The 21,070-nt window shown below is 73.8% G+C and carries 13 protein-coding genes and 1 pseudogene; 1 reads left to right on the top strand and 13 read right to left on the bottom strand.

Annotation, left to right across the window (positions count from 1 at the left end; genetic code table 11):
* Both IF30_RS50155 and IF30_RS0106870 read right to left on the bottom strand, forming a co-directional pair.
* Positions 1 to 3,716, bottom strand: a pseudogene (locus IF30_RS50155) (hypothetical protein); the annotation flags it as partial.
* Positions 3,717 to 3,935: 219 nt separating this feature from the next.
* Complete coding sequence (locus IF30_RS0106870; protein WP_030233393.1) at positions 3,936 to 4,124, bottom strand: hypothetical protein; 189 nt, start codon at positions 4,122 to 4,124, stop codon at positions 3,936 to 3,938.
* Between the two features lie 276 nt (positions 4,125 to 4,400).
* Here IF30_RS0106870 and IF30_RS0106865 point away from each other — a divergent pair, with 276 nt between their 5' ends.
* Entirely contained in the window at positions 4,401 to 5,246 is an 846-nt protein-coding gene (locus tag IF30_RS0106865) for an HAD family hydrolase (protein ID WP_051709364.1), read from the top strand.
* Between the two features lie 177 nt (positions 5,247 to 5,423).
* Here IF30_RS0106865 and IF30_RS0106860 read toward each other — a convergent pair whose 3' ends face one another.
* The 11 genes from IF30_RS0106860 to sigJ form a co-directional block, all read right to left on the bottom strand.
* A complete protein-coding gene (locus IF30_RS0106860; protein WP_030233391.1) occupies positions 5,424 to 5,849 on the bottom strand; it encodes a hypothetical protein in 426 nt (141 codons plus the stop codon).
* 187 nt (positions 5,850 to 6,036) lie between these two features.
* Entirely contained in the window at positions 6,037 to 7,845 is a 1,809-nt protein-coding gene (locus tag IF30_RS0106855; protein WP_030233390.1) for a GAF domain-containing protein, read from the bottom strand.
* Positions 7,846 to 7,900: 55 nt separating this feature from the next.
* Complete coding sequence (cydD, locus tag IF30_RS0106850; protein ID WP_030233387.1) at positions 7,901 to 11,431, bottom strand: thiol reductant ABC exporter subunit CydD; 3,531 nt, start codon at positions 11,429 to 11,431, stop codon at positions 7,901 to 7,903.
* A 4-nt stretch (positions 11,432 to 11,435) separates the two neighbouring features.
* A complete protein-coding gene (gene cydB, locus IF30_RS0106845) occupies positions 11,436 to 12,506 on the bottom strand; it encodes a cytochrome d ubiquinol oxidase subunit II (protein ID WP_051709362.1) in 1,071 nt (356 codons plus the stop codon).
* A gap of 48 nt (positions 12,507 to 12,554) precedes the next feature.
* Positions 12,555 to 14,117, bottom strand: a complete 1,563-nt coding sequence (locus tag IF30_RS0106840) for a cytochrome ubiquinol oxidase subunit I (protein ID WP_030233381.1) — start codon at positions 14,115 to 14,117, stop codon at positions 12,555 to 12,557.
* Between the two features lie 395 nt (positions 14,118 to 14,512).
* Positions 14,513 to 15,880, bottom strand: coding sequence for an EF-hand domain-containing protein (locus tag IF30_RS0106835; RefSeq protein ID WP_234322608.1), 1,368 nt, complete (start codon positions 15,878 to 15,880; stop codon positions 14,513 to 14,515).
* Complete coding sequence (locus IF30_RS0106830) at positions 15,873 to 16,076, bottom strand: hypothetical protein (RefSeq protein WP_030233374.1); 204 nt, start codon at positions 16,074 to 16,076, stop codon at positions 15,873 to 15,875. The genes IF30_RS0106835 and IF30_RS0106830 overlap by 8 nt, the downstream gene beginning before the upstream one ends.
* 249 nt (positions 16,077 to 16,325) lie before the next feature.
* Entirely contained in the window at positions 16,326 to 17,291 is a 966-nt protein-coding gene (locus IF30_RS43275) for an LAETG motif-containing sortase-dependent surface protein (RefSeq protein WP_051709360.1), read from the bottom strand.
* A 206-nt stretch (positions 17,292 to 17,497) separates the two neighbouring features.
* Positions 17,498 to 19,009: a sensor histidine kinase gene (locus tag IF30_RS0106820; protein ID WP_030233369.1), complete on the bottom strand. Its 1,512-nt coding sequence runs from the start codon at positions 19,007 to 19,009 to the stop codon at positions 17,498 to 17,500.
* Between the two features lie 12 nt (positions 19,010 to 19,021).
* Positions 19,022 to 19,849 (bottom strand): response regulator transcription factor, encoded by an 828-nt coding sequence (locus IF30_RS0106815; RefSeq protein ID WP_078891181.1) that lies wholly within the window; start codon positions 19,847 to 19,849, stop codon positions 19,022 to 19,024.
* A gap of 179 nt (positions 19,850 to 20,028) precedes the next feature.
* Positions 20,029 to 20,991, bottom strand: a complete 963-nt coding sequence (gene sigJ / locus IF30_RS0106810; protein ID WP_051709358.1) for an RNA polymerase sigma factor SigJ — start codon at positions 20,989 to 20,991, stop codon at positions 20,029 to 20,031.
* Between the last annotated feature and the right edge of the window lie 79 nt (positions 20,992 to 21,070).

Below are 21,070 nucleotides of genomic sequence, written 5' to 3'. Positions count from 1 at the left end.
GTCTCGTTCGCCGAAACCTTGTCGTCGCCCGGCCGGCCGACGCCCGCACGCGAGTCGAGCAGCCGCGACGGGTCCACCGTCGAGAAGGTCGACCCCGCCACACTGTCCGAGTAGTACCCGAAGACGTCCGCGATCAGGTGCGTCGAACCCCAACCCGCGTTGAGCAGATTCACCTTGCCGTCCGCCCCGACCGGGACCACGACCAGGTTCGGCGTCGTCTGACCGGCCACCCAGTTCAGGTTGGACGACGTCGGCTGGGGCGTTCCCGAGGCCCAGGCGGTCAGGTGACCGTCCCCCGCGGGCTCGGTCACCGTGACGTTCAGGACCACGGCCTTCACGCCCTGCGGCACACCGACCTGGCCGGCGGCCGCGACGCTCACGACGCCGCCTGCCGGTACCGGGTCGGAGCCCGACCGTCCGATGCCCGCCCGGGTGTCCAGCACCCGCGAGGGGCCGGCCACGGTGAAGCGGCCGTTGGTCGGGGAGACCGGGGCCGTGACGGTGAACGACTGGGAGAGGGTCATGCGGCTGTCCAGGGTGAGGCCGCCGGTGCCGGTGGCCACCCCGGTGAGGTCCAGCTCCGCGGTGAGCGTGCTGCCGTCGGCGGCGGCGCTCTTCACGGTCGCCTGCCGGTTGGCGTTGATGCTGGAGAAGTTCAGCACCTGCTGTGCGGTGAGTCCGGAGCCGCGCAGGGTGATGGTGGTCTTCGTCCCGGCGGCGCCGGCGGTCGGGTAGACCGAGTCGATCGACATGGGCGCGTTGCCGCAGCCCGAGCAGGTGCCCGAGACGGCGTAGGGCACGCTGTCGGCGGCCGTGCGCGGGGTGATGAGCAGCAGGGCCTTGCTGTCGGGCGAGCCGAACGTGATGGTGCAGTCGGCCTGGGTGGCACCGGAGTTGGTCGCGCAGTAGTCGTTGCCGAGGTAGGCCTGGGTCGCCAGGTTCCTGGACAGCATGCTGACCCTGATGTTGTTCGCGTCCCCCACGCCGGTCACCGTGTAGGCGTCCCGGGCCTTCACCGGCACGACGGCGCAAGCCACCGGGTGGTCGACGGTCAGGGTGCCGGTGAGCGGGCCGAAGCCGGAGGCACCGGGGGTCACGGCCGGGCATTCGGCGGGGAAGCCGGTATCGGTGACGGTCCGCCAGATGTCCAGGTGGGCGTTGATCGGCGCGCCGCTGAAGGTGGAGGCCGACACGATCAGCTGGTAGGCGATCGATCCGGTCACCGTGCACCGGAGCTGGTACGCGCCGGTGGCGCAGCGCTGCTGCCCGTTCGAGTCGGTCACGGTGACGTGGGTCGCGCCGTTGTCACCGGCGGTCGAGACCACCAACTGGTCGGTGGGTGACGCGTCGACGCGGGTGCACCGGGCGTCCAGGCCGGAGCTGAGCAGCGCCCGGGTCTGGGTGCCGCCGACCCGGGTGTCCGCCGCCGTCTGGCAGTCCGCACCCGTGCCGGTGTCGCGGTGGATCAGCCGGAAGGTGTTGCTCGTGCCGTCGGCGACCAGCAGGGCGAGGTAGGCCTTGGCCGGGTCCAGTCGGCACATCGCCTGCGTGGAGGACCACGCCCAGGTGCGGCAGGCCTCCGCGCCGGCGGGGTCGTAGACGTACAGCTCGCCGGCCAGGGTCTGGGGCGGCGTGGCCGGCAGCGAGCTGTAGTCGAAGTCGACCATCTCGCTCGCGCCGTGGGCACCCGCCGGGATGAGGAAACAGCCCGCGGTGCGGTTCGCGTCGAGCGCGGCGGTGGCACCGGGGGTGCCGGGGTAGCCCGACCCGGCGAAGGGCGTGCAGCCGTTGGTGGCGTTGGTGCGGGCCGCCGTCACGGAGTACTGCCCGAGCGGGTTCTGGCCGGTCGCGCCGGTGCCGATCAGCAGCCGGTACGGTGCGGTGCCCTTCAGGTCGCAGAAGCTGGTGGCGTACGTGGAGCTGCACTGTTCGGCGCCGGTGGCGTCGACCACCCGGGTGGTGGGGTTCACGAACGCGGCGCGGGCGGGCGAGAGGAGTGCGAGCTTCGAGCCCTGCAGGCTGGGCAGCGTGTAGCAGTCGTACTGGCCGGCGCCGGTGAGCCGTCCGGTCAGCGCGCCGTCGGCCGCCCCGGTGTCCGTGGCGGTCCTGCACCCCTGGGTGTCGGTCGGCCCGTGGAAGACCAGCGGCAGCTGCCGGGTCGCGTCGTACTGCCAGCCGCCCGCGATCAGCGCGGTGTAGGTGCCCGCGGCCGGCAGGTCGCAGAGGTCGGCCCCGTTGGGGCACAGCCTGCTGCCGTCCGTGCGGTAGAGCGACACCCCGCCCTCCGCCTCCAGGAGGTAGTGGCCCGGGGAGGGTGCGTGGAGGATCCGGCACGGCACGGCCGAGGAGTCGGCGGGGACGCCCCATGCCTGCGGGCTCGCGCTCGGACACCCGGCCGGGTCGCTGATCCGGTGGAGCTGGATCTGGTACGTGCTGACGCCGCCGTTGACGGGGATGAACGTGAGCACCCGGTAGGGGCCGGCCCCGGTCAGTACGCAGCCGGTTGTCGGCGGGGCCTGGGTGCAGCCGTCGGCGCCGGTGGCGTCGGTGATCCAGCTGTGGGCGCCGAGGCCGGTGAAGGTCTGGCCGGGGCTGCCGTCGAAGGGCAGGCAGTCGAGCTGCAGCCCCAGGACGGGCTTGCCGTCGACGGCCGGCCGGCCGAAGTCGGTGTTCGCCGCGGCCGCGCAGCCGGTCGGGTCGCTCAACGCGGTGGTGGCGACCTGGTAGGGAGTCGTGTTGCCGGGGGCGTCGGAGCCCTTGACCACCAGTGCGTACGCGCCCGGGGCGGCCAGGGTGCACCTGGTCAGGCCGGCTCCGACGTCGCAGACCTTGGTGCCCGCGGGGTCGAAGAGCGAGGCGGATCCGGTGGTGAGCCGGATCCCGAGCCGGCCGGCCGAGGAGGCGGTGACGCTGTAGCAGTCGGCCCCGTACGAGGCCACCGTGCCGCTCAGGGCGGCGGCGCCGGGATCCCCGTACGGTGCGAGCGGTTCGCTGACGCACCCCTGGGGGTGGTCCAGCCGCGCCGGGCGCAGGGTGTAGGTGGCGGCCGCCTGGTAGGCCTCGCTGACCGTCACGGTGTAGGGGCCGGTGCCGGTGAGCTTGCACAGCGAGACGTTGAAGCCCTCGAACTGGCAGACCGTCGTCCCGGCCGAGTCCGTGACCGCGGCGTGGACGTTCTGGCCGGGCTTCCCGGCGTTCAGCCCCGGTGCCCGCAGCACGCTGCCGCTCGGGACGGAGAGGGTGTAGCAGTCGCTGGTGTTCCCGGCGGGGAGGCTTCCGTCGATGCCTGCGGCGCCGAAGGCGAGGGCCGAGGCCGGGATCGACGTGCAGGAGGCCGTGTTCGCGGCCGGGTTCGGGGCCGCGGGAGGCGGAGTGGTGGAGCGCCCGCTCGGCGGCGGTGTGGCCGTGGTGGGCGGGGTGCCGGTGACGGTGCCGTCCGGCGCCGGGTTCACCGGGCTCGCCGGGCCGGCCGACGGCGTGGCGGCCGTGGCGGTCGTGGCACCGCTCGGTGCGGGAGCGGCGGATGCCGTCGGGGAGCCGGGGTCGGCGGCGCGCGGGGTGTCCGCCGCGGCGGCGACGCCGACCGGCGCCAGGAGCGAGACGACGGCGGTGGCGGCGGCGAGGAGGGGCAGAGCGAGGCGGCGCGAACCGCCTCTTCGTGCGGCCTCCCCCGGGCCTCGCTCGTTCGGTACGGCTCTTGCCTGTCTTGCCTGCACGGTGTTCGGTTCCCCCCGGTGCGATGGATTTTGTGAAGATCTTGAAGGTCTCAAGGCGGCGGGAGCGTACCATCCGCCGCGAAACCGCCGACACCTCTTTCCGTACGGGCGTTCGGGCCGGTGGGAGGCGTGCCGGAGCCCCGGTCGGGGGCGTGCCGGAGCCCGGGGCGGCGGCGTGCCGGAGCCCCGGGCGGCGCTACGGGTGGGGGCGGGCCGGCGCTACGGGTGGGGGCGGGTCCGTTGCGCGGGCAGGCTCGGGGCGCAGGCGCGGCGGGCGAGGTCGGCGACGGTGTGGAAGAGGACGTCGCCGAGCAGCACCGGGTCGCGTGAGGTGTCGATCGCGTCCGGGGCCGAGGAGTCGGGGCGGGCGGGCGAGGGCGGCTGGTCACGGAGCTGGCGAGTGGGCATGGCTCTTCCTGCCGACGGGTTGGCCGTCGGCAGTCCTGCCCGCCGTGGCCGGGCCGACACCCCGGGTGGGGGCGGATCGGCCGGAAAACGGCGCACGAAGGGCCGGATCGAGCCCCGGACCTGCGCCGGACCCGCCCCCGACCTGCGCCGGACCCGCCCCCGACCTGCCCCGGATCAAGCGCCCGACCTGTCCCGGCCGCCCGCGGCGGACCGGGCGGCGGACCGCCCGAGGCCCGGCAGGCGGCCCGCTGCCGGGGCGGTGCCCCGGTGACGCCGATGGGTGAAGATGGACCGGTGACCGAACCCCGCACCGCCCCCCGTCTCATCGCCACCGACCTGGACGGCACCCTGCTCTGCTCCGGCGGCACCGTCACCGACCGCACCGCCGCGGCACTGGCGGCGGCCGAGGCGGCCGGGGTGCAGGTGGTGTTCGTGACCGGGCGGCCGCCGCGCTGGATGCAGCAGGTGAGCCCGCACATCGGCGGCCACGGGGTGGCGATCTGCTCGAACGGCGGCGCGGTGGTGGACGTCCGGCGCGGCGAGCTGCTGGAGTCCTTCCCGCTGTCGGTGGAGACCACCCTGGCGGTGGTCGAGGCGCTGCGGGCCAAGCTGCCGGGCACCGCGTTCGCCTTCGAGTACCCGGACGGCTGGGCCCGCGAGACCGGTTACGCGGTGCCGATGTGGGGCGACGACCTGGAGCACGCGGTCGGTTCGGCGGAGGAACTGCTGGAGACCGGCGGGCCGGTCCGGGGCCTGTACAAGCTGCTGGCCAAGCACCCGGACCTGGACCCGGACAAGTTCCTGGCCGAGGCCCGGGAGGCGGCCGGGCACCTGGCGGAGATCACCCGCTCGGCGCCGATGGCGCTGCTGGAGATCAGCGCGCCCGGCGTCACCAAGGCCAGCACCCTGGCCCGCTGGTGCGCCGGGCACGGGATCGACCGCAGCGAGGTGGTGGCCTTCGGGGACATGCCGAACGACCTGGAGATGCTGGCCTGGGCCGGCACCGCGTACGCCGTCGCCAACGCGCACCCGCAGGTGCTGGCGGCGGTGCCGCTGCACGCGGGGAGCAACGAGCAGGACGGCGTCGCGGCGGTGCTGGAGGGGCTGCTCGGCCTCGCCTGAGCGGGCCGCGCCCTCCGGGTCGACGATGACTCCCTTGTCCGAAGCGGCCGTTGGCGTGGTCCGAGTCCGCCGGCCGGGCGGCCCGCCGAAGACCTGCCCGGTCGGCCCGGCTCTCCTCGACCCGCATGCCGGTCCGGCGCCGCACCTCGCCGGGGCGCCGCACCCGGGCCCCGCCGCTCAGCGGCCGTCGGGGCATCTCGACGGCCGTGTGCGCTCCGGCCGTTCGCGCTCCGGTGCGCGCGGCGGCTGTTTGGCGAGCAGCACCGCGAACCGCCGGAAGGCGTTCTGGCAGGTCGCGTAGCGTTCGTACGCCCGGCTGGACCGCACCTCGGGGAGGCTGCGCGAGCCGGGGACGACCCAGATCCAGCCGATGCCGTCCCGGACGTGGGTGATGCGCGCGGTCAGCTCCGCCGCGCCGAGGCGCAGGCCGTCGAAGCCGCGTTCGGCCTCGCCGACCGTTTCGAACACGGCCGGGGTGATCGCGACCACCCGGCCGTTGGGTGCCTTGAGCTGCCAGCGGTAGCGCCCGTCCGCGGCCCGTTCGGTGCGGAACCCCCCTCGCCCTGCCCCTGCTGCGGTGTGACCGCGGCCGGAAGCGTCCACTACCCCTCCGTCCGGTGACCGTCCGGTTTCCCCTCCGAGACGGAGCAAAGCTATGTGTGCACACGGAGCTGCCGAAAGCCCGGTGCGTTCGCAACTTGCGCCGTTGGTCGGGAAGTTCTCTCTCGTTCAACTTTCCCGCGGCTCTGCCCGGCGAGCCGGGGCGGGCCCGGCGGCGGCTGGGCCGGGCTCAGAGCCGGGCCGTCCAGCGCACCATCGTCCCCTTGCGGTAGGGCCCGCTCTCGTGCCACGCGTCGCCGCCGAGCGCCTCCGCGCGCCTGGTGAGGTTGAGCAGTCCGCTGCGCCGGCCGCCCGCCGGGATGCCCACCCCGTCGTCGGTCACGGTGAGCAGGACGCCCGGGCGCCCGTCGCGGTCCGGCCACTCCGGGTCGCCGCCCATCGGCCGGCCGTCGTCGCCGAGGTGGACGGTCGCGTCGATCTCCACGCCGACCCGGGAGGCCCGTGCGTGCCGCGCCGTGTTGGAGAGCATCTCCCTCAGGGCGGCGAGCAGTTGACGTCCGGTCTTCTCTCCGACCAGGCTCTCCACCGGACCGACGAAGCTCACCGACGGCTTGAATCCGAGCGCCGCCGCGGCCTGGCTGGCCTCCCGCAGCACCCGGGTGCGCAGGGTGTCCGGGGCGTCGCCGTGGTTGTCGTGCTGCAGGGCGTAGATGGTGGTGCGGACCTCCTGGATGGTGGCGTCCAGCTCGTCGACCGCCTTGCCGATGCCGGTCCGCACCTCGGGGACGACCGCCCGCCGGGCGGCGCTCTCCAGCATCATCCCGGTGGCGAACAGCCGCTGGATGACGAGGTCGTGGAGGTCGCGGGCGATCCGGTCGCGGTCCTGGAAGACGGCCAGGCGCTGCTGGTCGCGCTGGCCCTCGGCGAGCCGCAGGGCGAGGGCGGCCTGCGAGGCGAAGGTCTCGGCGAGCTGCTTCTCGCTGTCGGTGAACGGCAGTGCGCCGACCGGCCGCCAGACGCAGAGCCCGCCGAGCACCCGCCCGGCGGAGACCATCGGCACGGCCATGGACGGGCCGAAGCGGCGGGCGAGCCGGATCACCACGGTCGGGTCGCTGGACATGTCGTCCAGGTAGACGCTCTCCCCGGCCAGCAGCCGGGCCGCGAAGCTCTCCTTGGGCAGCAGTTCGCCGCGGACGAACTCGGCCACCTCGCCGGAGGCGTGGGCGACCCGCAGCTGCCCGTCGCTCTCGCCCTCGGGGCCGGTCGGCAGCAGGATCATGCCGAGCGCGGCGTCCGCCAACTCCCGTACCTGTTCGGCCGCGACGGTCAACGCGGACTCGGCCTGCTGGGCGGAGAGCAGCGCGGTGGCGACGGCGGCGGCGCCGGCGATCCAGCGTTCGCGGCGGCGGCCCTCCTCGTACAGCCGGGAGTTCTCGATCGCCACGCCGGCCGCCGCGGCGAGGGCGTGCACCACCTGTTCGTCCTCGGGGGTGAAGGCGCCGCCGCCCTTCTTCTCGGTGAGGTAGAGGTTGCCGAACACCTCGTCGCGGACCCGGATCGGCACGCCGAGGAAGGTCATCATCTGCGGGTGGTCCGGCGGGAAGCCGGAGGAGCGCGGGTCGGCGCCGAGGTCGGCCAGCCGCAGCGGTTCGGGGCGGTCGATGAGCGCGCCGAGGATGCCGCGCCCGTCGGGCAGTGCGCCGATCGCGGCGGCGGTGTCGTCGTCCACGCCGACGTGGATGAAGTCGGCGAGGCCGGTGCCGCCGGGGGCGATCACGCCGAGGGCCGCGTAGCGGGCGTCGACGAGTTCGGCGGCGCCGGTGGCGATCCGGTGCAGGGTGGCGTGCAGGTCCAGTCCGGCCCCGATGGAGACCACCGCCTCCAGCAGCCGCTGCATCCGGTCGGTGACCGCGGCGGCCGACTGCAGGCGCTCGGCGACCTCGGTGACCAGGGTGTCCAGGCCGAGCGAGGCGATCTCGGGCACCCGGTGGGGTGTCGGCTCGGGGGCGGCCTCGGGCAGGTCGGGCGTGGGGTCCATGGGAGAAAGCCTAGTTTGTACGCTTTTCGTCCGAAGGGGTGGCGCGACGACGCGACTACCGGAGTGCCGGGACGGGCAACGCCAGGGCGTCCGCCTCCCGCTCCCGCCGCCACATCGCGTGCAGCCGCCCGTCCGGGTCGGCGACCAGCTCCGACCACCGGCCCCGCTCGGCGACCCGGCCGCCGTCGAGCACCAGCACCTCGTCCACCGTGGCGTCGGCCAGCCCGGCCAGCCGGTGGGTGATCAGCACGGTGGTGCGGCCCTCGGTGGCGGCCAGCAGGTCGGCGGTGAGCGCGTCGGCGGTGGGCAGGTCCAGGTGCTCGGCGGGCTCGTCCAGGACCAGGACGGGGAAGTCCGCCAGCAGTGCTCGGGCGAGCGCGAGCCGCTGCCGCTGGCCGCCGGAGAGCCGGGCGCCGTGCTCGCCGACCATGGTGTCCAGGCCGTCCGGCAGGCCTTCGGTCCAGTCCAGCAGCCGGGCGGCGGCCAGTGCGGCGCGCAGCTCGTCCTCCCCCGCGCCGGGCCGGGCGAGGCGCAGGTTCTCGCGCAGCGAGCTGTCGAAGACGTGGGCGTCCTGCGCGCAGAGCCCGATCACCCGGCGGACGTCCTCGCCCGCGAGCGCGCGGCTGTCCACAGCCTGTGGACGGCCGTCGGCGAAGGTGACCGATCCGGCGGTCGGCTCCAGGAAGCGCAGCAGCGCCTGGGCGAGCGTGGTCTTGCCGGAGCCGGACGGGCCGACCACGGCGATCCGGCGGCCGGCGGCCAGGTCGAGGTCCACCTCGGCGAGCGCGTCCACCTGCCGCCCGGGGTGCCGTACGGTCAGCCCGCGGACGGCGATCGGCAGCGGCCGCGCGGGCAGCTCCAGCGGCTCGACGGGCTCCGCGACGGGCGCCGGAGCGTCCAGCACCTCGTCCAGCCGGGCCCGCGCGGCGCGGCTGTGTCGGCGGGCCCGGACGGCGAGCGGCATCCCGGTGACCGCTTCGAACGCGGCCAGCGGGGTCAGCACCACCACGGCCAGGCAGACCGGCGCCAGCGCCCCGCCGCGCACTCCCTGGATCCCGACGGCCGCCGCGGCGGCCACGGTCAGCCCGGTGAGCAGGGCGATCAGTCCGGTGCCGAGCGCCGTGCCGGCGGCCGAGCGGGCGGCCAGCCGGGTCAGTGCGGCGTCGGCGGTGCGGACGGCGGCCAGCCGGCCGGGCAGCGCGCCGGCCACGGTGAGCTCGGCGGTGCCGGTGAAGGCGTCCACCACGGCGGTGGACAACCGGCCGCGCGCCGGGGCCTGCCGCCGCTCGGCGTCCGCCGACCAGCGGGCGGCCAGCGCGGGCACCACGGCGCCCGCGAGCAGCAGCCCGAGGCCGAGCACCGCGCCGGCGGCGGGCAGGAAGGCGGCCAGCGCCAGCGTCGAGGCCAGCGAGACGACGCCTGCCACGGCGGCGGGCAGCCGCCACCGCAGGTAGTGGTCCTGGATCGCGTCCACGTCGGCGACCAGCCGGGAGAGCAGGTCTCCGCGCCGGAAGGCGGGCAGGCCGGCCGGGGCGAGCACGCTCAGCCGCCGGTAGACGGCGGCCCGCACGGTGCCGAGGGTGCGCAGCACCGCGTCGTGCGAGACCAGCCGCTCGGCGTAGCGGAAGACGCTGCGGCCGATGCCGAAGGCCCGGACGGAGGTGACGGCCATCATCAGGTAGAGCACCGGCGGCATCTGGGAGGCCCGGGAGATGAGGTAGCCGGAGGTGGCCATCAGCGCGACGGCGCAGCCGAGGGCGAGGGTGCCGAGCAGGACGGACAGGGCCAGCCGGGGTGCGGCGCCGGCCTCGCTTTCGGGCTCGTCGGGTACGGCGGCGGGGTCGGTCGGCCGGCCGCTGTGGACGAGCGGGGCGGGCGGGCCGGGCGGAACGGCCGGCGCGACCGATGCGAGCGCGGCGGCGGCGGGCGTGGGCGCGGCCCCGGCCAGCCGGATCCGCTCGCCCGCCACGGCCAGCAGCGCCGGCCGGTGCGCGACGACCAGGACGGTGCGCGACGGATCCTCGGCGAGCGCCCGGACGGCGTCCACGACGGCCGCTTCGGAGGCGCCGTCCAGGTTGGCGGTCGGCTCGTCCAGCAGCACCAGGGGCCGGTCGTCGGCGAGCAGCACCCGGGCGAGTGCGAGGCGCTGGCGCTGTCCGGCGGAGAGTCCGGCGCCGTCCTCGCCGAGCGCGGCGGCCAGGTCGGTGGTGAAGTCGAGGGCGTGCGCGGCCCGCAGCGCCGTCCACAGCTGCTCGTCGGTGGCGTCGGGGCGGTAGAGCCGCAGGTTCTCGGCGATCGTCCCGGCGAACAGGTGCGGGTGCTGCGGCACCCAGGCGATCTGCCGCCGCCAGCTCGCCGGCTCCAGGTCGGCCAGGTCGTACGTGCGGCCGTCGGCGGCGGTGATCCGGACGGTGCCGGCGTCGGGGGCGGTGAGGCCGAGCAGGACGGACAGCAGGGTGGACTTGCCGGCGCCGCTCGGGCCGGTGAGGGCCGTGGCGGTGCCGGGGCGCAGGGTCAGTCCGGCGCCGTCGAGGGCCGGTTCGGTCCGTCCGGGGTGGCGGACGACCAGTCCTTCGGCGTGGATCCGGGCCCCGGTGAGGTCGGGCGCCGGCGTCGTCCCGGCGGCGGGCAGCGGGGTCTCCAGCACCCGGAACAGTTCGTCGGCCGCGGTCAGCCCCTCGACGCTGGAGTGGTAGAGCGCGCCGACCTGGCGGATGGGGGCGTACACCTCGGGGGCGAGGACCAGGATCAGCAGCCCGGTCTCCAGGTCGAGGGTGCCGTCCACCAGTCGGAAGCCGACGGTGACGGCGACCAGCGCGACGGAGAGGGTGGAGAGCAGTTCCAGGGTGAAGGAGGAGACGAAGGCGATCCGCAGGGTGCGCAGGGTGGCCCGGCGGTAGTCGGCGGTGATCCGGGCGATGGTGGCGGCCTGGGTGCGGGCCCGGTTGAACACCTTGAGGGTGGGCAGTCCGGCGACCACGTCGAGGAAGTGGTGCGAGAGCCGGGCCAGGGTGTTCCACTGCCGGTCCATCCGGGCCTGGGTGGCCATCCCGATCAGCACCATGAACAGCGGGATCAGCGGCAGCGTCCCGGCGATGACCGCGGCCGAGGTGAAGTCGGCGCCGACGACGCGCAGCAGCACGATCACCGGGACGACCACGGCCAGCGCCAACTGCGGTAGGTACCGGGCGAAGTAGTCGTCGAGTGCGTCGATGCCGCGGGTGGCGAGGGTGGTGAGCTCCCCGGTGCGCCGGCCCGCCAGGTAGGAGGGGCCGAGCGCGGTGGCGTGGTCGAGCAGCCGGCGCCGCAGGGTGGACTTCACCCGGGCGACGGACCGGTGCGCGGTGAGTTCGGTGAGCCAGCCGACCAGTCCTCGCCCGACGGCCGTCAGGGCGAGCAGCAGCAGCGGTGTGGTCAGCTCGGCGAGGGTCGCCCCGCGTTGGAAGGCGCGGACGACGATCTCGGCGATCAGGCTCGCCTGGGCGACCACCAGGGCCGCGCCCGCCGCGCCGAGGAGCACGGATCCGGCGAGGAAGGCCCGGGTGGTGCGGGCGTACCCGAGGAGGCGGGGGTCGACGGGTTTCACGGCGTCAGGCCCGGTCGAGCGGGGTGGCGGGGGAGTCAGGGCCGGCGGGGGCGGCCGGAGCGGCGGGGCCGGCGGGGGCGTGCCCGGGGATGTGCTGGACGCCGATCCGCTTGCGGAACACCCAGTACGTCCACCCCTGGTAGAGCAGGACCAGCGGGGTGAACACCGCCGCCACGATGGTCATCAGCTTCAGCGTGTACGGCGAGGAGGCCGCGTTGCCGACGGTCAGGCTCCAGCCGTCGTCGAGGGTGGACGGCATGACGTTCGGGAAGAGCGCCAGGAAGAGCATCGCGACGGCGGCCACGATCGTCGCCCCGGAGAGGACGAACGCCCAGCCCTCGCGGCCGAGTCCGTTGGCGACCAGGGCGCCGACCAGGGCCGCCACGGCGACCACCAGGGCGACGAGGCTGCGGCCGTTGCCGCTGTGGCCCTGCGTCCAGACCAGGAAGACCAGTGCCAGGACGGCGGTCGCGAGTCCGGCCCGCAGGGCGGCCCGGCGGGCCCGCTCGCGGATCTCGCCGACCGTCTTGAGCGCGGCGAACACCGCGCCGTGGAAGGTGAACAGGGCGAGCGTCACCAGGCCGCCGAGCAGCGCGTACGGGTTCAGCAGGTCGCCGAGGCCGCCGACGTAGTTCTTCTGCGCGTCGATGTCCACGCCGCGCACGATGTCGGCGAAGACCACGCCCCAGAGGAAGGCCGGAAGGAGCGAGCTCCAGAAGATGGCCTCCTCCCAGTTCCGCTGCCAGCGGGCGCCGTCGCGCTTGGCCCGGTACTCGAAGGCCACGCCGCGGACGATCAGGCAGACCAGGATCACCAGCAGCGGGACGTAGAAGCCGCTGAAGAGCGTCGCGTACCAGTCCGGGAAGGCGGCGAAGGTGGCGCCGCCGGCGGTCAGCAGCCAGACCTCGTTGCCGTCCCAGACCGGGCCGATGGTGTTGATCAGCACCCGCCGCTCGGCGGTGTCGCGGGCCAGCGGCTTGGTCAGGATGCCGATCCCGAAGTCGAAGCCCTCCAGGAAGAAGTAGCCGATCCACAGGACCGCGATCAGCACGAACCAGACGTCGTGGAGTTGCATGTCAGATCCTCAGTTCCGCAGTGGTCCTCAGTGCCCGTGCCCGGTGCCTCAGTACGCGAAGGCGAGCGGCTTGTCGGCGTCCTCGTCCGAGGACGGTCCGCGCAGCGAGGGGACCTCGGTGGGCGGCTGTTCGGTCACCACCGGCCCGGCCTTGGCGTACTTGACCAGCAGGCGGACCTCGATGACCGCGAGGACCGCGTACAGCGTGGTGAAGGTGGCCAGCGCGCCGATCTGGGTGCCGAGGCCGACGTTGGGGGAGACCGCGTCGGCGGTGGTCATCAGGCCGAAGACGGCCCAGGGCTGCCGGCCCATCTCGGTGAAGACCCAGCCGAAGCTGTTGGCGATCAGCGGGAATCCCATGGTCAGGATGCCGATCCGCCAGCTCCACCTGGTCAGCAGGGGGCTGAGCTCGCGCCCGGGGGTGAGCATCAGCCGCGGCACCTCCGTCTCGCCGGTGCGGAACCGGGGGTGCAGGAGGAGCTTCCTCCGGGTGGTCCAGAGGCCGATCAGGCCGGCCACGAAGGAGGTCATCCCGAAGCCGATCATGAGGCGGAAGCCCCAGTAGGTGACGAAGATGCTCGGGATGTAGTCCTTGGGGTCGCCGCCGTGCCGGGCGGCCTCGGCGGCCGCGGTGTCGTTGATGCCGGGGACGGAGGAGCTGAAGTCGCTGTGGGCGAGGAAGGACAGCACTCCGGGGACTTCCAGCGCCACCGAGTTGTGGCCCTTGCCGACGTCGCCGACCGCGAAGATCGAGAACGGGGCGGGCGCCTGGGTGTCCCACAGCGCCTCGGCGGCGGCCATCTTCATCGGCTGCTGCTCGAACATGACCTTGCCGAGCTCGTCGCCGCTGAGCGCGGTACCGGCGCCGAAGACCACCGCGAGCACCAGGCCGAGTCGCAGCGAGGTCCGCATCGAGGCGGTCTTCCTGGGGTCGGCGGTCTCCGTGCCTCCGCTCTTCTCCTGCAGCCGCTTCGCCTTCCAGAGGTGGAAGGAGGAGATGCCGACCATGAAGGCGGCGCCGGTGAGGAAGGCGGCGGTGAGGGTGTGGGCGACGACGGTCAGGGTGGTGTTCTGGAACAGCACCGCGGTGATGTCGGTCAGCCGGGCCTTGCCGGTGACCGGGTCGATCGTGTAGCCGACCGGGTGCTGCATCCAGGAGTTGGCCGCGAGGATGAAGTAGGAGGAGAGCACGGTGCCCAGCGCGACCATCCACATGCAGGCGCAGTGGATCTTCCTCGGCAGCTTGTCCCAGCCGAAGATCCACAGGCCGATGAAGGTCGACTCGAAGAAGAAGGCGATCAGCGCCTCCATCGCGAGCGGGGCTCCGAAGACGTCACCGACGAAGCGGGAGTAGTCGGACCAGTTCATGCCGAACTGGAATTCCTGGACGATTCCGGTGACCACGCCCATCGCGATGTTGATGAGGAAGAGCTTTCCCCAGAACTTCGTCGCGTGGAAGTACTTCTCCTTGTTCGTCCGCACCCAGGCGGTCTCCAGACCGGCCACGACCGCGGCCAGGCTGATCGTGAGCGGGACGAAGAGGAAGTGGTAGACGGTGGTGATGCCGAATTGCCATCGCGCGATGGTCTCGTGAGCGATTGCCAGTTCCACGTCGCCCTCTCTCCCAACCTGCCCGCGTGCCGGCGGGCGCATTCAGGACAAACTTCTTCGATAGCCGTAGACCGCCGCCAAGCCACACGAGCTTGCCCGCTTGTGAACGTGAACACGTTCACAAGCCCCAGTATCCACCATCCTTACGGGGGAACTGCAGGTGGGGTGGATGACGGCCCTGTGCGCTGCGTCACGGTCGTGCGGGGCGCCACGATCGGGCGGCGCGGTGCGGTGCGGGGCGGGGCGGTGGAACGCGGTGCGCACAGTCTGCGGACCCGCCGGCGCCGGGGCAACGAACGACCGGGCGGATGAGGAGCGCTTCTTGGCCGAACCGGCGCTTGACAGACCGAGGCCCCGCTCGCGCCGGCGAGCGGGGCCTGCTGGTGGAGCCCCGCCTACGCCCGGCCGAGGAGCTGGGTGCCCGGGGTGGAGTCGGCGCGGGCCGTGAAGAACTCCGTGAAACCGCCCAGGAACTCCTCCCGGGTGACCCGCCCGTCCCCGTCCGCGTCCAACTGGCGGAACCCGTGCGAGAGCTCCACCGGATGCACCCGCGGGCCGCCGAACACCGCGCGGTACTCGTCGAACTCCAGGAAACCGCTGCCGTCGGTGTCCGCGGCGGCGAACACCGCCCGCAGCGCGGGCAGCAGCCCCTGCTCCAGGTAGGCGCCGTCCCGGTCGCAGCCCGCCACGGTGGCGGCCACGAACTCCTCCCGGCTGACCCTCCCGTCGCCGTCGGCGTCCATCGCCTCGCGCAACTGTTCCCACCAACCGTCGAACGCCCCGTACACCCGGGCCTCGGCGGCCTCGTCCAACTCCAGCTGCCAGCACACGTTGTGCGCCATCGCCCGCAGGTCGTGCGCGGTGACGAAGCCGTCGCCGGTCTGGTCCAGCACCTCGCGGAAGAACCGGTCCACCCGGGATCCGCGGGTGTCGCGGCGGTGCGGGCGGTAGCGGCCCTTCGCCGGAGCGGCCTCCTGCGGGGAGCGGTAGCGTAGCCGGTCCGGCAGGAGCCGGACGAGCCCGCCGACGCCGCGGTGCACCACGAAGGACAGCAGCGCGCCGCGCCGGGTGGCGACCAACCCGAACCGCTCCCGCACCACCGGCGGCAGATCCGCCACCGTCAGCTCCCGCATCACCCGGGCGACCACCACCCGGACGACCCACCACCCGGCGTCCCCGAGGAACCACAACCGCCTCGGGCGGGGCGCCTCGCGCAGCAGGTCGCCCATCAGGAAGCGCGCCGCCTCCGTGAACTCCAGCTTCTCGCGGGCGTACCGCGCGAAGTAGGCGGGCAACTCCTTCGCCGAGGCCGGCAGTTCGCCGTCCGGCAGCTCGAAGGCCGCGACGGCCTCCTTGAACTCGGCGTACGCCTCCTCCAGTTGGGCCGCGTCGTACCCGTCCCCGCCCAGCCGGCGCATGGCCACCACGCACTCGAACAGCGTCAGCAGCACCCACGCCCTGGTCGCTGCGTCCCGGGCGTCGTACGGCCGCCCGTCCGGCCCGGTGCCCCGGATCCGCTTGTGCGCCCGCTCCAACCGCGCGATCTCCCGCCGCAGCGTCTCCGCGTCCTGGTAGAACAGCCGCCGTCCGCTTTCCAGGGTGTGCTCCACCCGTCGCCACGGGTGCGCCCGGTAGGTGGAGTGCTCCGCCATCCCGGCCCCCACCGCCGGATCCGCCGCCTGCAGCGCCAACAGCCGCCACGCGACCAGGACGATCCGCCACTCGGACAGGTCCCGCTTGAACGACACGGCGGGCTCAGCCACGGCGCTCACCGGCGGTCTCGGGCCCGGTCACGAAGCCCTCGGCAGGGCCCTCGGGGACCACGGCTTGCTTCCCGTAGGCGGCGCGGGTCGAGGAGGCGTACGCGCGGCGGTCGCGATGTGCATCCATGGGTTCCCACGCCTGCCATGGCAACTGGGCCAGGTCCACGACGGCCGTCTCGGCAACGAGCGCGCTCATGGGGGCACCCCTCTTCCCGTCCGGTGTGATCAGCCCGTGCGAGTCCGCACGAGCAACGGCAGCACGCTCGCACACGACCGAGCGGCCGACCGGACGAACCGGGGTGGGTTCACTCGATCGAGGCGTTTCGGGCCGGAAGCCCCGGAAACCCCGGAAAAAACGCCGGAACCGCAGGACGGGCCGGGGCCTGTCCTGCGGTCCGGGGGCGGGTTCGCGTCCTCCTCCCGAGTGGGCGCGAACCGGGGCGGGTCAGGAGGTGGAGCGGCCGGCCGGCTTGCGGCGGGAGACGTAGAGGGCGGCCGCGCCGAGGCTGAGGGCGAGGCCGGAGCTGAGGGCGAGGTACGGGGTGGCCGGGTCGGCGCCGGTCTCGGCGAGCTCGGTGGTCGAGCCGGTGGTCGAGCCGGTGGTGGTGGCCGAGGTGGCCGAAGCCGACGTGGTGGTCGGCGTGGTGGTCGACGTGCGGGCGCCGGTCGTGCTCTTGGTGGTGTCCGACGCCGGGGTGACGGTGGTCGGCTGCTCGGCGGGCTTCTCCACGGGCTTCTCCACCGGCTGCTCGGCGGGCTTCTCGGCCGGCGTCTCCACCGGCTGCTCGACCGGCGTCTCCACCGGCTTCTCCACCGGCTGCTCGGCGGCGGCCTTCGCGTCGGCGAGCGCCTTGTCCGCGGCGTCCTTGGTGGCGGCCGCGGCCTTGGTCGCGTCCTGGGCGGCGACGACCTTGAGGAATTCGGCGACCCGGTCGTCGTCCATGGCCTTGCCGGCCGCTTCCACGGCGGCCTTGGCCCGGGTCTCCGCGGTGTGCGAGGCGTTGGCGGCGTCGAAGGCCTTGAGCATCGCCTGTCGGGCCTGCTCCAGGTCCTCCTCCTTGGCCTTGCCGTACGCCTCGGCGGCTTCACCGGCCGCCTTGTCGAGGGCTTCCCTCGTCTCGGCGGCCTTCTTGGCGGCGGCCTTGGCCTCCTCGAACTTGGTGCGGAGCGCCTGCGGGGAGGTGTAGGCCTCGAACTTCGCCGCGAGGTCGGCCTGGTGGGCCTTGGCGGCCTGGTAGGCCGCGGCCGCGTCGGCGGCTGCCTTCTCCAGCTCGGCGATCGAGCCGCTGTCGCCCTGGGTCCGCGCCGCAGAGGCGGGCGCCGCGGAGGCCGGTGTCGCGGCGAGCACGACTGCGGGCGAGATCACTGCGGCGACGAGGGCGGCCGAGACCAGCGAACGGCGGAGTTTCACTGTGACCCCTTTCGGGTCGGTAAGAATGCGATTGCCTTGGTCCGTAACGGTGGTGACGGCCAGGCAGAGCCGATCATAGGCACACGCATTCTTTACGCTCCATGCCGGATTCCGGCAAAGAACGGGTCATGGGTTTGCCGGGTCGGTGGCGGAACCGACGAATCGACAATTCGCCGGGAAAGCCCGGGCGCCCCGCCGCCCGTCCGTCAGGAAGGCCGGTCGCCGTGGTCGGGGAGTTCGACCCGGAACGTCGCTCCTTCGCCCGGCGCGGTGTGCAGGCTGAGCGTCCCGCCGTGGGCGCGGGTGAGGGCGGTGGCGATGGCGAGGCCGAGTCCGGCGCCGCCGCCCTTGTCGCGGCTGCGGGAGGCGTCGACCCGGTAGAACCGGTCGAAGACCTGTTGGGCCTGTTCCTCGGTGAGGCCGGGGCCGGAGTCGGCGACCTCCAGGAGGCAGACTCCGTCGGCCCGGGCGCCCACGCCGATCCGTACGGGGGTGCCGGAGGGGGTGTGTTTGACCGCGTTGCCGACCAGGTTGGTCACCACCTGCCGGAGCCGGGCTTCGTCGCCGAGGACGGGTGCGGCCCCGGGAGCGCCCGTGCCGCAGGGGCCGGTGAGCGAGACCGGGCGGCTGGGGTCGAGGGCGGTGAGGTCGTGCAGCGCGTCGGCGGCGAGGGTGCGCAGGTCCATGGGGGCGAGGTCGAGGGGGCGTTCCTCGTCGAGCCGGGCGAGTACCAGCAGGTCCTCGACCAGGGCGCCCATCCGGTCCGCTTCGCTCTCGATGCGGGTCATGGTCCGCTTGACGTCCGCCTCGGTGGGCAGCGCGCCCATCCGGTACAGCTCGGCGAAGCCGCGGATGCCGGCCAGCGGGGTGCGCAGTTCGTGGGAGGCGTCCGCGACGAAGCGCCGCATCCGGGCCTCGGATTCGGCGCGGGCCGCGAAGGCCGCCTCGATCTGGGTGAGCATGCCGTTGAGCGCGATGGACAGGCGTCCGACTTCGGTGCCCGGCGGGAGTTCCGGCATCCGGTGCGACAGTTCGCCGGCGGCGATCCGGGCGGCGCCCGCCTCGATCCGCCGCAGCGGCCGCAGTCCGGCGCGGACGGCGAAGAAGCCGAGGGCGGCGATCAGCACCAGGACGGCGCCGCCGATGGCGAGGAAGGAGGTGCTCAGTCTGCCGACGGTGGCGTCGATGTCCTCGCGGGAGACGGCCACCATCACGTAGGCCGGGGTGACCGTCGGAGACGCGTACGCGCTGGGGCTGGCGGCCTGCCCGCGGGGCGGCTGGAGCGGCAGCACCAGGACCCGCCAGCTGTGCCGGCCACGCTGGTCGGGCAGGTCGAAGGGGACGTCGGGGGCGGTCCGGATCGGGTCCAGGCCGGCCAGTTGCGGCGCCGGGTCGCTGTCGGAGACGGGTTGGCGCATCAGCGCCTGGACCTTGCCGTCCGCGGACAGGTACTGGACCAGGTACTGGCTGGGCAGGCTGATCCGCCGGCCGGCGACGGCGGGCCGGCCGACGGTCGGCGTGGTCACCTGGGCGAGGGGCTTGCGGGACAGCGGCAGCCCGTACCGCTGGAGCTGCTCGTCCAGTTGCTCCACCAGCTGGCTCCGGACGGTGCCGAGCACGAAGGCGTCGCTGACCGCGAGCCCGGTGGTGACCAGTGCGAGCGCGAGCACCAGCAGCCGGGCGCGCAGCGACAGCCGTGAGGAGAAGCGGGCGAACACGCGCGGGACCGGTCAGCCCTGCGGGGGGCGGCGCAGCGCGTAGCCGATGCCGCGCACGGTGTGGATCAGCTTGGGGCCGTGCGCCGGGCCGGAGTCGAGCTTGCGGCGCAGGTAGGAGATGTAGGACTCGACGATGGAGAGGTCGCCGCCGAAGTCGTAGGCCCAGACGTGGTCGAGGATCTGCGACTTGGAGACCACCCGGCCGACGTTGGCCATCAGGTAGTGCAGGAGTTTGAACTCGGTCGGGGAGAGCGAGACCGGGGTGCCGCCGCGGGTGACCTCGTGGGCGACCGGGTCGAGGCTGAGGTCGGCGACGACCAGCCGGCCGTCCTCGGCGGGTCCGCCGGCGCGGCGCAGGATGGCGCGGATCCGGGCGATCAGCTCTTCCAGGCTGAACGGCTTGGTGACGTAGTCGTCCGCGCCGGCGGCGAGGCCCTGCACCTTGTCGCCGACGCCGTCCTTGGCGGTGAGGAAGAGCACCGGCAGGTGGTCGCCGGGGTGGCCGTGGGCCGGTCCGGCTATCTGGCCCCGGCTGGTGCGTTCGCGCAGTTTCTCGACGACGGTGAAGCCGTCGAGGTCGGGGAGCATCACGTCCAGCACGACGAGGTCCGGGCGTTCGGCGGCGATCAGGTCGAGGGCCTCGGTGCCGCTGGCGGCGGAGGCGACCCGGAAGCCGGAGAAGCGCAGGGAGGCGGCGAGCAGTTCGCGGATGTTGGGCTCGTCGTCCACGACGAGCAGGAACGCCTCGCCCTGGCCCCCGGCCACTGTGGACCCGCCTGGTGTGGTGACAGTGCCTTGCACGGGGGTTTCGCCTCCCGGTCGGACGATGACGTTCAGCATGAGGCTAGCCCCCGGAGGCTACGCGGCATGGATGAATGTTGGATTAACACCTTATCGGTCGGTTTTACGACGACAAGCCCGTAGGCGGGCGCTCGGTGGTGTGCGCACGGGCGTGAACACGCCCGGTGCGCCCCCTCGGGGGGACTGCCCGCCCCGCGCGCCCGCCAGTATGACGCACCTCACTCCCGACCGGACGGGACTCCCCCCACCAGGTCCGGGTCCGTCCAGGGCCGGAGCTTCTCCGGATTGCGCACCACCCAGATGTGGGTGATCCGGTCGTCGGCGATCCGGAACGCGAACACGGTGTCCGTGACGCCGCCCCGCTGGGCGACCAGCCCGGGCCGGCCGTTGACGGTGCGCTCCAGCAGCGTGAGGCCCGGCCCGAACCGGTCGGAGTCCAGGTGGGCGCGGGCGATCCGCTCGCTCCCCGAGAGCGGGTGGAGCAGGGCACCGACCAGGCCCCCGCCGTCGGCGATCACGGTGGCGTCGGGGTCGAGCAGGCTCATCAACGACGCGAGGTCCTTCGCCTCCCACGCCTCCTTGAACGCCCGGACGACGCCCGCCTGCACGCTCACCGACGGCACCGGCGCCTGCGCGGTGCCGACCCGGCGCCGGGCCGAGGAGGCGAGCTGACGGCAGGCCGCCGACGAGCGGCCGAGGATCGCGGCCACCTCCGCGAAGGGGTACCGGAAGACGTCGTGGAGGATGAACGCGACGCGTTCGGCCGGCGTCATGGCCTCCAGGATCACGAGGAACGCCATGTTGACCGACTCGTCCAGGGTGATCCGGTCCGCCGGGTCCGCCACCGTCGCCGCCGACGACGTCCACTCCCGGCGCTCGGGCAGCGGCTCGGGCAGCCACTCCCCGACGTAGCGCTCCCGCCGCACCCGCGCCGAACCGAGGACGTTGAGGCAGATCCTGCTGGCGACGGTCGTCAGCCAGCCGCCAGATGAGGCGACCGCCTCCCGCTCCCGCCGGGGCATCGCGTACCAGCGCGCGTACGTCTCCTGGACGACGTCCTCGGCATCGGCTAGCGAGCCGAGCATCCGGTACGCCAGATTGATCAACTGACGCCGCTCGCCCATGACCGCGTCCAGGCCCGGATCGGACTGCTCCACCGTTTCGTCCCCTCGTCCCCGCATCCGTTCCCGCTCCTTCGGCTCGTCGGTCCTCCGCACCTTCCTTCCGACCGGACAGGGCGCCGGAATGTGACGTCCTGCC

The organism is Streptomyces sp. NRRL S-350, assembly GCF_000719705.1.
GTDB lineage: Bacteria > Actinomycetota > Actinomycetes > Streptomycetales > Streptomycetaceae > Kitasatospora.
Note: the sequence above shows the minus strand (reverse complement) of the source record. Positions and strands in the feature narration are given on the sequence as shown.